The 12907-nt window shown below is 41.2% G+C and carries 12 protein-coding genes; 8 read left to right on the top strand and 4 right to left on the bottom strand.

Annotation, left to right across the window (positions count from 1 at the left end):
• The 3 genes from CWB72_RS16720 to CWB72_RS16710 are packed head-to-tail and all read left to right on the top strand — an operon-like array spanning position 1 to position 2190.
• Positions 1-1149: a cytochrome-c peroxidase gene (locus tag CWB72_RS16720; RefSeq protein ID WP_138633742.1), complete on the top strand. Its 1149-nt coding sequence runs from the start codon at positions 1-3 to the stop codon at positions 1147-1149.
• An 8-nt stretch (positions 1150-1157) separates the two neighbouring features.
• A complete protein-coding gene (locus tag CWB72_RS16715; RefSeq protein ID WP_138633739.1) occupies positions 1158-1628 on the top strand; it encodes a DUF4920 domain-containing protein in 471 nt (156 codons plus the stop codon).
• Positions 1618-2190 (top strand): PepSY-associated TM helix domain-containing protein, encoded by a 573-nt coding sequence (locus tag CWB72_RS16710; protein ID WP_289508454.1) that lies wholly within the window; start codon positions 1618-1620, stop codon positions 2188-2190. Before CWB72_RS16715 ends, CWB72_RS16710 begins: the two co-directional genes overlap by 11 nt.
• Before the next feature lie 45 nt (positions 2191-2235).
• Here CWB72_RS16710 and CWB72_RS16705 read toward each other — a convergent pair whose 3' ends face one another.
• The 4 genes from CWB72_RS16705 to CWB72_RS16690 all read right to left on the bottom strand — a co-directional run bounded on the left by CWB72_RS16705 (position 2236) and on the right by CWB72_RS16690 (position 6370).
• A complete protein-coding gene (locus CWB72_RS16705; protein WP_138633736.1) occupies positions 2236-2712 on the bottom strand; it encodes a hypothetical protein in 477 nt (158 codons plus the stop codon).
• Positions 2713-2931: 219 nt separating this feature from the next.
• On the bottom strand, positions 2932-3690 hold the full coding sequence (locus CWB72_RS16700; protein WP_138633733.1) for a hypothetical protein: 759 nt from the start codon (positions 3688-3690) through the stop codon (positions 2932-2934).
• A gap of 118 nt (positions 3691-3808) precedes the next feature.
• Positions 3809-4144: a gamma-glutamylcyclotransferase family protein gene (locus CWB72_RS16695; protein ID WP_138633730.1), complete on the bottom strand. Its 336-nt coding sequence runs from the start codon at positions 4142-4144 to the stop codon at positions 3809-3811.
• Between the two features lie 84 nt (positions 4145-4228).
• Entirely contained in the window at positions 4229-6370 is a 2142-nt protein-coding gene (locus CWB72_RS16690; protein ID WP_138633727.1) for a DUF6351 family protein, read from the bottom strand.
• Positions 6371-6525: 155 nt separating this feature from the next.
• On the opposite strand from CWB72_RS16690, the gene CWB72_RS16685 reads away from it, so the two are divergent.
• The 5 genes from CWB72_RS16685 (at position 6526) to CWB72_RS16665 (ending at position 12819) form a co-directional block, all read left to right on the top strand.
• Positions 6526-6909, top strand: coding sequence for a hypothetical protein (locus CWB72_RS16685; protein WP_138633724.1), 384 nt, complete (start codon positions 6526-6528; stop codon positions 6907-6909).
• Positions 6910-6940: 31 nt separating this feature from the next.
• Complete coding sequence (locus tag CWB72_RS16680) at positions 6941-7324, top strand: hypothetical protein (RefSeq protein ID WP_138633721.1); 384 nt, start codon at positions 6941-6943, stop codon at positions 7322-7324.
• 90 nt (positions 7325-7414) lie between these two features.
• Positions 7415-7900: a DUF411 domain-containing protein gene (locus tag CWB72_RS16675; RefSeq protein ID WP_138633718.1), complete on the top strand. Its 486-nt coding sequence runs from the start codon at positions 7415-7417 to the stop codon at positions 7898-7900.
• Positions 7900-9663: an efflux RND transporter periplasmic adaptor subunit gene (locus CWB72_RS16670; RefSeq protein ID WP_138633715.1), complete on the top strand. Its 1764-nt coding sequence runs from the start codon at positions 7900-7902 to the stop codon at positions 9661-9663. The genes CWB72_RS16675 and CWB72_RS16670 overlap by 1 nt, the downstream gene beginning before the upstream one ends.
• Positions 9664-9678: 15 nt before the next feature.
• The gene (locus tag CWB72_RS16665; protein ID WP_138633713.1) at positions 9679-12819 is read left to right on the top strand and encodes an efflux RND transporter permease subunit; all 3141 of its coding nucleotides are present in this window, start codon (positions 9679-9681) and stop codon (positions 12817-12819) included.
• Positions 12820-12907 lie beyond the last annotated feature (88 nt).

Here is a 12907-nt window from a genome sequence, read left to right as displayed (position 1 = left end):
ATGCACCGTTTTACTACCGTCATCACTTTGGTATTTATATTTTTGCCAATGCTATCATTGGCAAATGATATAAATATCGACAATTTAAGAGAGCAATACTCGCAACCAGCGCACTTGTGGCCAAAGCCAACTTTAGATGAGGGCGTTGAGCATGTTGAGATTGGTTTAATACCAATACCAACTTTCCCGCAAGCTAATCCTTTTAGTAAAGAAAAAGTGCTTCTAGGAGAAAAGCTATTTCATGATCCTAGACTGTCTCGCTCAGGACAAATTGCCTGTGCAAGCTGCCATGACAGAGATTTAGGTTGGGCCGATGGTCGCGCTGTGTCTTTTGGTCATGATCGATTAAAAGGCAGAAGAAACGCGCCAAGCATTGAAAACTCAGCGTTTTGGCAAACGTTATTTTGGGACGGCAGAGCAGCTTCGTTAGAGGAGCAAGCCTTAATGCCAATTTTAGATCCTGTGGAAATGAATTTTTCAATTGAAGAGTTGGAACAACGCCTTAATCAAAATGAAGTTTACAAAGCAGAATTTAAAAAAGTATTCAATGCGGATAGGGTAAAAGCAACAGACATTGCTAAAGCGCTTGCCACTTATCAACGAACCATCTTGTCTAGGTCGAGTGACTTTGACTATTTTTTACAATCATCAAAGCAAAAAAATGAAAAAGTCAAGTTGGCATTTTCTAAGAAATTATCAGATCAGGCTCTCTGGGGTCTGCATTTATTCAGAACAAAAGCACGATGTATGAATTGTCATTCGGGCCCATTGTTTAGTGACAATAAATTTCATAACCTAGGGCTTACATGGTACAAACGTGAGTTAGAAGATTTAGGCCGATTTAAGGTGACGAAACAGGCAGATGATGTTGGTAAGTTTAAAACACCAAGCTTACGTGGTGTTATGAATACGAAGCCTTGGATGCACAATGGGAGTTTCGCCAATATGGAAGGGATATTAAACGTTTATAATGCGGGCGGATTTAAATTTACTAAAGACCCTAATGATGAAATGTCTCCTGTGACATCAAAGCTTTTAAAGCCTTTAAATTTAAACTACGAAGAAATGAAAGCTCTTGAAGCTTTCTTACATTCAATCACTGCATTGCCTGCTAGAGGCCCTCACCACAATTTTTATGACTATAAATAAGGAATAATATGTATTACAAATCTATCTTAGTTGCGGCTTTATTATTAAGCTTTTCAGATTTGGCATTAGCTAAGAATATAAACTTTGGCACTGAAGTTAACGCGGAAAACGTGACAAAAATTTCAACCATTATGGCACAGCCAGACAAATACCTAAGTTCGCCTGTAACAATAAAAGGCACTGTTGTAGGAGTTTGTAAAAAGCGAGGCTGCTGGATGACGATAGCATCTGATAAACGTTTTGAAAATCTGAGAATTAAAGTTAGAGACGGCGACATGGTTTTCCCAATGAGTGCAAAAGGCAGTCAAGCTATCGCAACCGGAAAACTGAATAAAATCGAGTTTGACCTTGAGCGCACAAAGCAAATTAAAGCTCAGCAAGCCATTGCTAAGAATGAAGTGTTTGACCCTGCCTCTGTCACTGAGCCGTTAGTTATATATCAATTAGTACCTACTGGGGTTTCGATCCTTGATCAATAAGTTGAGAAACATTAATTGGTATCGTTTCAATAGAAGCCTACATCGAGATGTAGGCTATTTTTGTATCGGTATGGTTTTAGTTTTTGCTGTATCTGGTATTGCGGTGAATCATAAAGATGACTGGAATCCAAACTATCAAGTAACACATAAATTGATCCAAGCTCCCGTTACTAAGTGGCATGAAACGAGTGATGAGATTTTACTTTCGCAAATATTTAACTATATCGATGAAGGGTTAGAGGTAAAAGCAACGTATTGGGCCTCACCGACTGAGTTTAAAGTGTTTTTGAAAAGTGATGGTAACATCACCCTTAACCTTGATAATCACCAACTTATTTTTGAACATATTGAAGCTCGCCCGGTTTTTCAAGCTATAAATAGATTGCATTTAAATGAAACTCATAAAGCATGGATAGTTTTTTCGGATTTATTTGCTGGCTTGCTTATTTTTCTAGCAATAAGCGCATTGTTTATGGTCAAAGGAAAATATAGTCCGTGGGGGAGAAGAGCGATATTAGTCACTCTAGGTTTTATAATTCCTATGGGCTTTATTTATTGGTGAAAAAAGCCCCACTAAAATAGCGGGGCTGAAAAATAGCCTAGTAATCTAAAAACCTGAGAGCATCACTGACATAAGTTTTGCCCCCTGCTTTTTAGCACTAATGAGCCAAGGGGAAATAGGGTTCATTTTACTGCTTTTGACTGCTTGGCTTTTAATTAATGCATTAAACTCAGCTGAGTTTTTTATCGAGCCATGCAAGCCAAGTAAATTAAGCTGCATTAAATATTTGTCTGTATCACCTTCACCTAGCAGTTTTAAAGTGGCATTTTTGCTTTCTAAATCTGCTTTAGTTAAAGTTGTTTCTGCGCTAAAACTTTCCGACCTTGCATCTGTTTTAGTTGCAGATAATGAAATCACGTCACCGATCTGTGCATCGTACGGTAATACACAATTAAAGGTTATGCCGTCTTGTGCATAATTTAACTTTAATGTGTCGTATTGACAGGTATGTTGCACATTGTTGTTGTCTAAATCGTTCATTGTACGGGGCGTGAATCCGAGCAATAACGGTGAGTGGTTCATAACTTTAAATAGGTTGCTGTATAAGATGGTGGATATTATGGGGGATTTTTATTACAGGAATATGACTAACTGGTCGCTTGAAGTGTATTTACTCTAACCTTATGATTTTAAGAAGCTTTAAAATTTATAAAGCTTCTTAAGAGAATTGTATTTGTTCTAATTTAAAGCAGTGAGGTTAATTTATTTAACGGTCTTATAACTTAAAATAAAATAATTTCGCTATCTCAAGGTTACTATGATGTCTTTTAAACGACGTTGTTGAGATGCTCTACTCTTGCTGCCGGTTGCGTAATTGCTGTCTACATTTCCTAACCTGAATCGTTCAATAAGTAAATCAACAGTACAATCTTGGCGGGTATTTAAATTCTCATCTTTAAACATATCTAGGGCGTCTAAATCGATAGTTAGCTTTCCATCATCAGTAATATTGTCAAATGATTCATTATTAAACTGAGTCGCGCCGTCTTTTAATTTGCATGCTGAGCTGAGTTTGACATCTAATTTATCGCCGCTGTTAAAGTTAGACCACTCAATAACAAGCTGCTCTTCTTTAGAAAAAGATTGGTTAGTTTGCGGTGCAAGAATTTCAAAAGGTGCTGGCAAGGTGAGGGTGTTTGTCAGTGTAATATTGTCTTCTGAACGAACGAACTTCACAGTATATTCGGTATTCTCATTAAATTGTTCAAATACAGCTCGATAATCAACATCAAATACCTCAGTATGTTTTTCTAAGGTTTTGGTATCGTTCGCAACTGTGGCCTCAAGTGTATCTGAACTTGATAAACTAATATTATTGCCAAACTCTCCTGATAAATTCAGTTCAGCGATAACTCGACTGTCTTCTCCACCTGATGTTACGTAAATATTTGACCAAATCGCTTGGGTTTTTACATTATCGGATTCAGTTGTTTCAGAAGAACAACCACTTAGTGCTGAAAGTGCAAATGGTAATATGAAATAGCATAAACGGCGCATCATCTTTTCCCTTATAGCGTCATTACTGAAGAAACTTTGTTGAGAATTTAAATATTCTAAGTGTTTTATAATAGTGTCATTTTTTCAGCACGAATAGTTTAAAAATGTAAGAGTATGTAGATTATTCTGCCGCAGCATAAATCCAGCATTTTTTACCTGATGCAAGAGTCGCTTCAACACGTCGGTAGTCATCTACCTCATAGTTATCTGCATGCTTTAACTCTTCGCTTGTAAGCAAAAATGCGCTGCCCTCGACTTGATCATTTACATCCCCTGTTGAGATAAGTATTGGGTGGTATTCTTTACCGCTGCTTTTAATAACTGCTTCATCAGTGATTTTAACTTGCCCAAGGGTATAGCCTAATAAAGTCTCTTTTTGCCCTTTTAACAGCCTACCGAAGGTGTCTAATTGGACTTTATCTTGCTGTAAGGTGCCATAAGAAAATAACAAATGCATAGGTCTTAAACTTATAAAAATAAAAGGTAGTTCTGATTTTACAGAACTACCTCTTTATTGGAATACAGCGTATTAATATTAAACTTAAATATCACTCGGTCTCCCCATATCACCCTGTTCGTAATCACAAACGCCATGAGGAAAAACAGACTTCAATTGCTCGTTCAATTGAGCAATTCGATGAGAACCATACATGCCTTTTTCGATTGCTGTTTCAACATCAATTAAATAGCACTTAAAAATATCGCCAGCCCAAGGACCGCCTGATTCAATCCGGCTGGTACTGAACATCGGAAAACGTGACTGGCAAGCGCCGTCTGACTTTTGATTCCACTTTCCGTCAAACACGTCTTCGCCTTTTGCATAGGTACTGCCATCGGCCTCGAAGCAGGTATCGCCTAACTCTAGTGGCTTTGCATCAAAAACACTGAGGTCAGGGTTTTGTTTTAGATTTAAAAGCCACTTATCTATCATGGTAAACGCGGCTTGTGTTGGGTCGTGATCTTTATGGGCGACCCAAATAATGTGATTTTTATGATTGCCATTGGCTTTATCTATTCGTAATCGGCTATAAAAAGAGGCTGACATATGATGCATGTCTAACTCATTCTCAAGGTAATGTCTGGCATCAATGATTGGCAGGTCAACTTTGCCAATAAATACTTGGCCTGAACGATAAGCTGCCTCAATGGCTTCAAGACTAGCAGTATGGCGCTGGGCAGGGCCGTGGTTTGCTTCATAAATGTTTTCACTACCCCAAAGGGAGAGCCAAAGTGGTTTGTGAGGACCTAGCGGTGTAATGATATGCTCTACTTGCATGGTGGGCTGTGACTTCCAAGCCCCAATGTTGTAGTTAATATCAAAAAACTCCTCGATACTTATCTTATTCTCAAGAAGTGCATTTAACCCATATTGCACCCCCACGTTGTCCCAAGTTGAACGGCCAAAACCTTGCTTGTCTGTACCAAGCACATGCTTCATATCTTGCCAATAACTCCAATTATTTTGATCAACCACAGAGTCTGCGAATAAAGGTCTAAGAAAGCCCTGTTTAGGGTTGTTGATATATGCTGATAGCCCAAAGTAACCGTTTATACATTCGCTGTTACCGTCGGGGAAGCTAGGCACAAAACCGGCCATAAGTTGATTTAGAGGTTGCAAAAAACCTGCCAGTTGCGGAAAGTCATTTATGGCATTCATGCCTTCAATTAAGCGGCGTCTGTCCCAGTCTCGCCATGCCTTTCTATCATCGGCTCTAAAGGTGAAATAGTTGTTTAACAGGTCGCAATCCAGTGCATAGGTGGTTTGGCTGATCATATCCGGATAACTATAAAGGGGCAGCAAGCCGTCTAAAATGCCAGTGCTATTTTGAGCGATCAGATACTGCGCAAGGCCGCCACCTGAGCCGCCTACACCGACTGTATAAAGTGGCTCACCATATAAACTGGTGAATTGCTTTTTAACTCTCCTAGCAGTGTCTTCTGCTAGTAGCATGTTGTAGGTATAGCTAGTTTTATTGCCGCTAGAGCTGATAATGGCATAACCATCAAGTAATTGGTCTACTTGGCGCTGCATGACTTTATGGGTTTTTTGTCGTCCTTGTCGAAAGCCAATGCCTGAGCCGCCATTAAATTGATACACCAGTCGATTGTTCCATTGCGACTTTGCTAATCTGTCTCCCACTTCTTCAGGCTTGATAGGCATGACAATAGTATAAATAAAGCGATTAATTGTGCCTTGCTCAGCTCTAAATAGCGCTCCTTGATAGTTTTTGGCCTGTTCAATGGTGAGTTTTTCGGGCTGTTTATCGGCATTGATGGCAAAGTATTGTAAGTGCGATTTAACACCACAATCTTTGCTGAAACCTAAAAGTTCACCGCTTTCACTTGTCACTGGCACACCAAGACCCTCTTGATTATCGATCTCAGGCTGGCCAACCTTTGAATCAACTGACATACAAAAGAAAGGATATTGGTTCGGCCCTGAATATAAATTGGTTGCTGGTCCGATTCCGTCAAGCGGAATTGGAAAGGGGTAAGTCTCTTCAGGGCGTTGGTGTTCAGAAATATGGGGGTAAAAATCGATTAAATAGTTATCTTCTGCAGGTGCAATTGTTTTCACCTGTCTAGCAAGGAATGGATCTGGCGGGGTGAGTTGCTGCCATGCAATAAAGCCAATAATTGCGCTTAAGAGCCCACCAATAATTCCCAAAGTTAGTTTACTCATAACATCACCTTTGGATTATGGCGTTCAATATAAGTTTAGAAATAACTAAAGGAGTGCGTTGTTATTTGTTTGTTAATTAATCGGTTTTTATATTTAACGGCTTTTTGCTAGTATCTGAATTTAGAATTTTACTGTTACGAAAAGGAAGTGAGGGCATGAAGCTATTAATTAGTTCTTTCAAACAATTAATTGAAAAAATGAAACAATTTTCCTGGTACAGCTTGGCTATGATGATTGTTTTTGTATTTGCAGGGCCAGAAATATTCGTGGCAATGGAATTAACTTTGATGGTCGAAGTAATGGGCGCATCAACTTTCTGTATGTTCTATTTGAGCGCCATTAAAGCCTACTTCGAACCTTACTTAAAGAAGTTAAAACCTTATTTTGAACGCTTTGCTAGATTTGAAGGACAAAGTTTTTTTGTTTTGGAATATAAGCAAATGCCAAGTATGCTGGTGCATGCTGTGCCAGCAAATACTTTTCTGCTAGGCTTTCTTAGTATGATCACAGCTTTTGCCATACTGACAAAAATTGTTTAGCATTGGCACCAGTTAGTTCAATTGAGTTGTTATGTTTAAATTTATCGTTTCAATCATGCTGTTTTTAAGTTTAGTCGTTTCGCCATATGGGCAAATGACCGCTTTTGCTGCCCATGAATGCGATATGACTTTGATGACTCAAGACGGCATGATGCACCATTCAATGGAACAAGACAGAATGTCGAAAGTCGAAACAATGTCTTCAATGGCTTCGCCAACAAGTGATATTTCATCAATGGATTGCTGCGAGGTTGAATGTGTTTGCCCGATTAATGCCTGTCATGCTTTTACTTATGTACCTCAGTCAGTTCAGACGCTTGGCTTTTTCTCTAGTTTTGAAAAAATTCAAAATGCGCCGTTAACGCCACCAACTGCAACAATTTCAAATCTCTATCGCCCGCCGATTTTTGCCTAACCTAGGGTAACTGCGCCTAAAATTTGGCGTGTGTGTCCGATTAATCACCTATTTATTGTTTTGTTTTTATTGTGATTAGGAGCGCAGGCGATGCGAGTTTTTTCAAAGTTAATTTTTTCACTCACGTTATTTTTAAGTACTTTTTCAAACAACAGTTTTGCACAAGACAAGGCTATAGAGTTACTGGTTGCTAAAACCCCGACTTGTGGTTGTTGTACCTTATGGTTAGATCATCTCACCTCCCAAAATATTAAGGTCGAAGGCAAAAACTTTTCGCCCCCGCAAATGAGCGAAATAAAAAGCCAATACGGCATTGAAGCGCGATATCGCTCGTGTCATACCGCAGTGCATGCCGATGGGTTTGCCTTCGAAGGTCATGTACCTGCGAAATTCATTAAGCAGTTTTTGCAATCTCCCCCTGAAAACGCCATTGGGTTAAGTGTACCTGCTATGCCACTAGGCTCACCTGGGATGGAAATTGATGAAAGGTTTCAAGCCTATAAAGTGCTGTTGTTAAAAAAAGATGGCAGCTACGAAATATTCGCTGAAGTAAACAGTTACGAGGAGCAATTCTGATGTCGAAATTTATTACCAATGCAGTATTGCTCAGTTTAGGTATGGCAGTTGGCGGTGCGGGTATGTACTTTTATTCGCAATCAAATGCAGAACACAACAGTCATGCTGAACAGAGTGACGAAAAAAAACCGCTGTATTGGGTTGCGCCAATGGACTCGAACTACCGTCGAGATAAACCCGGTAAGTCTCCAATGGGCATGGATCTAATTCCTGTATACGACGAGTCTAATAGCGAAGATGAGCACGGTCCGGGTGCTATTAAAATCTCTCCAGAAGTGATAAACAACTTAGGAGTTCGAACTGCGCAAGTCACACTTAAAGACATGACGCCAACAATTAATACCGTGGGTTATATACAGTATGACGAAGACAACCTCGTACATATTCACCCGCGGGTATCTGGTTGGGTTGAGCAATTATTCGTGAAAACCACAGGGCAAAAAGTCAAAAAAGGCCAAGAGCTCTATACTTTATATTCCCCTGAACTTGTGAATGCACAACAAGAATTTTTAATCGCTTTGCGCGGCACAGAGTTTGGTTTGATTGACGCAGCCAAGGCTCGATTGAGAGCGCTTCATATTGACGATATTTTTATCGAGCAGCTACAGCGTGATAAAAAAGTGAGCCAAAATGTGACTTTTTATGCTCCGCAAAATGGTGTGGTTGCCAACTTAAAAATTCGCGAAGGTTATTATGTACAACCGGGTACAACCATGATGAGTATAGGCGATTTGAGCAATGTCTGGGTTGAAGCCGAAGTCTTTGAGCGTGATGCAGCGTCTGTAATGGTTGGCTTGCCTGTACACATGACCTTAGACTATCAACCAGCCCGAGCTTGGCATGGTGAAGTTGATTACATATATCCAACGCTAGATGAAAAAAATCGTACGCTACGTGTACGTCTTCGTTTTGAAAACAAAGATGGTGCGCTCAAGCCAAACATGTATGCGCAATTGCAAATAAGCGGTAAAACAAAACAAGATAGCATTCTTACGCCAATCGAGTCAGTTATAAGAACGGGCAAACAAAATCGCGTGGTCTTAGCGTTGGGTGATGGGCAATTTAAGTCTATTGCCGTGCAAATTGGCCAAGTCTATCAAGATCAAATTGAAGTATTAGAAGGTCTCAATGAAGGCGATACCGTCGTCACATCGGCGCAATTCTTGATTGACTCTGAATCGAGTAAATCCTCTGACTTTAAACGTATGGAATTTGCCGCAGAGCCAACTTCTGTATGGGCTGAAGGGGTGGTTACCGCAAAGTCAGATTCAGAGCAAAGTGTAACAATCGACCATGCGCCAGTTGAAGCATGGCAATGGCCACAAATGGTGATGGATTTTGGTGTGCTCAACCAAGCGGACTTTGATGCGCTAGAAGTAGGCCACAGTCTACATTTTGAGATCACCAAACAAGATGATGGTAGTTATCCGGTTTCAGCCATTCATATTATGGGCAAAGTTGAAGTTGCGGCATCAGATACACAAGCCACAGTAAATGGTGTCATTAATGCCATTGATTCTGACGCTCGCGTTATCAATATCAGTCGTGAAGCCATTGAAAAGTGGGGCAGAGGACCTGCTACCATGGACTTTGGGTTTATCGATGAACTGGATATTTCAATGCTCAAAGTGGGTGATAATATCGAATTTACTTTTGATACCGCCCAAGACTTTAAAGTCATCGCCATCAAAAAAATAGTCGATAAAAATGTCATGCAAGAGAGTGGTATGCAAATGCATGAACATGAACACACACATCATTAATAGCGAGGAGGCAATATGATCGCAGCAATTATTCGCTGGTCTATCAGCAACCGTTTCTTCGTGGTGTTGATGAGTTTAATTTTAGTTGGCGCAGGGTTGTTTTCGTTGAAGAACACCCCTGTTGATGCCATTCCCGATTTATCTGATGTACAGGTGATCGTAAAAACCAGTTACCCCGGTCAATCACCGCAAGTGGTGCAAGATCAGGTGACATTCCCACTGACTACCGCCATGTTATCGGTGCCAGGTGCACAAACGGTACGAGGTTACTCCTTCTTTGGCGACTCTTACGTTTATATCATTTTTGACGATAAGACTGATTTGTACTGGGCGCGCTCACGGGTGTTAGAGTACTTAAGTCAAGTTGCACCAAGCTTACCCAGTAGTGCAAAACCTCAATTAGGTCCTGATGCCACTGGCGTAGGTTGGGTGTATTTGTACGCATTGGTTGATAAAACTGGCAAACATGACATTAGCCAACTGCGCAGTATTCAAGATTGGTTCTTGAAATACGAATTGCAATCTGTAGCAGGTGTCTCTGAAGTCGCCGCAGTTGGCGGCATGGTGAAGCAGTACCAAGTACAAGTCGACCCAGATAAGCTGCGCGCCTATGGTATTCCATTGAATCATGTGCAAACAGCATTACAGCGTGGCAACCAAGAAACAGGTGCATCGGTGCTTGAAATGGCCGAAGCGGAATATATGGTTACCGCAACGGGTTATATCCAAAGTGTGCAAGATATCCTGCAAATTCCACTAGGTGTGAACGAAAAGGGCGTGGCACTCACCATTGCCGATGTGGCCGTGGTCAACCTCGGTCCGCAAATGCGCCGCGGTGTTGCAGAACTCAACGGTGAAGGCGAAGTTGTGGGTGGCGTTGTGGTTATGCGCTTTGGAGAAAACGCCAAAACCACCATTGAGGGCGTGAAAGCAAAGTTAGAATCGCTAAAAGCGGGCTTGCCTGAGGGCGTTGAAATTGTCACTGTGTATGATCGCTCTGCTTTAATCGACAGAGCAGTCGATAATCTATGGGGTAAACTCACCGAAGAACTGATAGTTGTTGCTCTGATTTGCGCAGCTTTCTTATTCCACTTACGTTCTTCAATAGTGGCAGTGATAAGCTTACCTATGGGTATTCTAGTCGCCTTTATCGTTATGTATTTTCAAGGGATTAATGCCAACATCATGTCGTTAGGCGGCATTGCGATTGCCATCGGTGCGATGACAGATGGTGCCATCGTGATGATTGAAAATATGCACAAGCACATGGAGAAGACTCCACTGACAGATGAAAATCGTTGGCAAGTGGTTGGCAAAGCCGCCAGTGAAGTAGGGCCTGCGCTATTCTTTAGCTTGCTGATTATTACCGTTAGCTTTTTACCTGTATTCATTCTTGAAGCCCAAGAAGGGCGTATGTTCGCGCCGCTTGTGTTTACCAAAACCTATGCCATGGCTGCGTCTGCTGGTTTAGCGATCACCTTAGTGCCTGTGTTAATGGGTTATTTTATTCGCGGTAAGGTATTACCTGAGCGTAAAAACCCGCTGAATAGATTACTGATTACGATCTATATGCCAGTTCTGAAAGGCGTTTTACGTTTTCCAAAAACCACAATCTTAGCGGCGATTGCAGTTACAGTAGTTGGCTTTTATCCACTAGATAAGATCGGCAGCGAGTTTATTCCACCTTTAGATGAAGGTGATTTAATGTATATGCCAACGACATATCCGGGCATTTCGATTGGTAAAGCCAGAGAGCTGTTGCAGCAAACTGACAAGCTTATTCGAACTATTCCTGAGGTTGAGAACGTATTTGGTAAAGTGGGCCGTGCTGAAACCGCCACCGATCCTGCGCCGCTTACAATGATCGAAACCTTTATTCAGTTAAAACCCAAATCACAGTGGCGTGATGGCGTGACCACTGAGAGTTTGAAAAAAGAGCTGGATGCATTGGTGAAATTACCCGGTGTGACTAATGCCTGGGTTATGCCAATTAAAACGCGTATCGATATGCTTGCAACGGGTATTAAAACGCCTGTAGGCATAAAAATCGCTGGACCAGATCTCGATGTTATTCAAAATATTGGTCAACAACTCGAAACACTTTTACCTAAGCTTGAAGGTACAGCGTCTGTTTATTCAGAACGCGTTGCTGGTGGTCGTTATATCAAGGTTGATATCAATCGAATTAAAGCGGCCCGTTATGGTTTGAATATCGCCGATGTACAGCACGTAGTTGCAACGGCCATTGGCGGGATGAATGTAACCCAAACCGTTGAAGGGCAAGAGCGCTACCCAGTGAATTTACGATATCCGCAAGACTATCGAAACTCACCAGAGCAGTTAGCTCGAATGCCGATGGTCACACCTACAGGCCAGCGTATTGCGTTGGGTGATGTGGCGCATGTTTATGTCGAAAATGGTCCGCCGGGTATCAAGAGTGAAAACGCACGTTTAAATGGTTGGACTTATATTGATATTGAAGATATTGATGTCGGCAATTATGTTGAAAATGCCAAAGCATTACTTACCAAAGAGCTTGAGCTACCTGCTGGCTATTCAATTAATTGGGCCGGGCAGTATGAGTACATGGAGCGTGCCAAAGAGAAGTTGAGCTATGTTGTGCCGTTAACGCTGGCGATTATTGTTATTTTACTTTATCTCAACTTCAGGCGTTTGAGTGAAGTCGTTGTGATCATCGCAACTTTGCCAATGGCGATGATCGGCGGATTATGGCTCATGTATCTGGAAGGTTTTAATTTTTCGGTTGCTGTTGGCGTTGGTTTTATCGCACTGGCCGGCGTTGCAGTGGAAATTGGCGTGATCATGTTGGTGTATTTGAATCAAGCACTGCAAGATTTAAAAGACCAACATCAAAGCAAAGGCACAACCATTGAAAAAGCAGATTATCTAGAAGCCATTTTGCATGGTGCAGGCTTACGTGTTCGGCCTGTGATGATGACAGTCGCAACCATTATTATTGGTCTGTTACCGATTTTATATGGTGATGGTACGGGCTCAGAAGTGATGAGTCGTATTGCAGCGCCTATGGTCGGCGGTATGTCGAGCGCTGTGCTGCTTACTTTGATTGTTTTACCTGCAGTTTATTGCTTAATGAAAGCGGGTGAGGTCAAAAAGTTTAATGAAAAACTAAAATAGTTAGGTACTTCTATGGAGACATTTGAGACTCTCTGGCTCTAAACCAGAGAGTTTGAAATGATATACAACGATACGCTTTTTAACCATT

It is taken from the genome of Pseudoalteromonas phenolica (genome assembly GCF_005886345.1).
GTDB classification, from domain to species: domain Bacteria; phylum Pseudomonadota; class Gammaproteobacteria; order Enterobacterales; family Alteromonadaceae; genus Pseudoalteromonas; species Pseudoalteromonas phenolica_A.
Note: the sequence above shows the minus strand (reverse complement) of the source record. Positions and strands in the feature narration are given on the sequence as shown.

Bases quoted from the DNA above. Each gene is read 5' to 3' on its own strand.
- CWB72_RS16720 (WP_138633742.1), top strand. From the start codon at position 1: ATGCACCGTTTTACTACCGTCATCACTTTGGTATTTATATTTTTGCCA.
- CWB72_RS16715 (WP_138633739.1), top strand. From the start codon at position 1,158: ATGTATTACAAATCTATCTTAGTTGCGGCTTTATTATTAAGCTTTTCA.
- CWB72_RS16705 (WP_138633736.1), bottom strand. From the start codon at position 2,712: ATGAACCACTCACCGTTATTGCTCGGATTCACGCCCCGTACAATGAAC.
- CWB72_RS16700 (WP_138633733.1), bottom strand. From the start codon at position 3,690: ATGATGCGCCGTTTATGCTATTTCATATTACCATTTGCACTTTCAGCA.
- CWB72_RS16695 (WP_138633730.1), bottom strand. From the start codon at position 4,144: ATGCATTTGTTATTTTCTTATGGCACCTTACAGCAAGATAAAGTCCAA.
- CWB72_RS16690 (WP_138633727.1), bottom strand. From the start codon at position 6,370: ATGAGTAAACTAACTTTGGGAATTATTGGTGGGCTCTTAAGCGCAATT.
- CWB72_RS16685 (WP_138633724.1), top strand. From the start codon at position 6,526: ATGAAGCTATTAATTAGTTCTTTCAAACAATTAATTGAAAAAATGAAA.
- CWB72_RS16680 (WP_138633721.1), top strand. From the start codon at position 6,941: ATGTTTAAATTTATCGTTTCAATCATGCTGTTTTTAAGTTTAGTCGTT.
- CWB72_RS16675 (WP_138633718.1), top strand. From the start codon at position 7,415: ATGCGAGTTTTTTCAAAGTTAATTTTTTCACTCACGTTATTTTTAAGT.
- CWB72_RS16670 (WP_138633715.1), top strand. From the start codon at position 7,900: ATGTCGAAATTTATTACCAATGCAGTATTGCTCAGTTTAGGTATGGCA.
- CWB72_RS16665 (WP_138633713.1), top strand. From the start codon at position 9,679: ATGATCGCAGCAATTATTCGCTGGTCTATCAGCAACCGTTTCTTCGTG.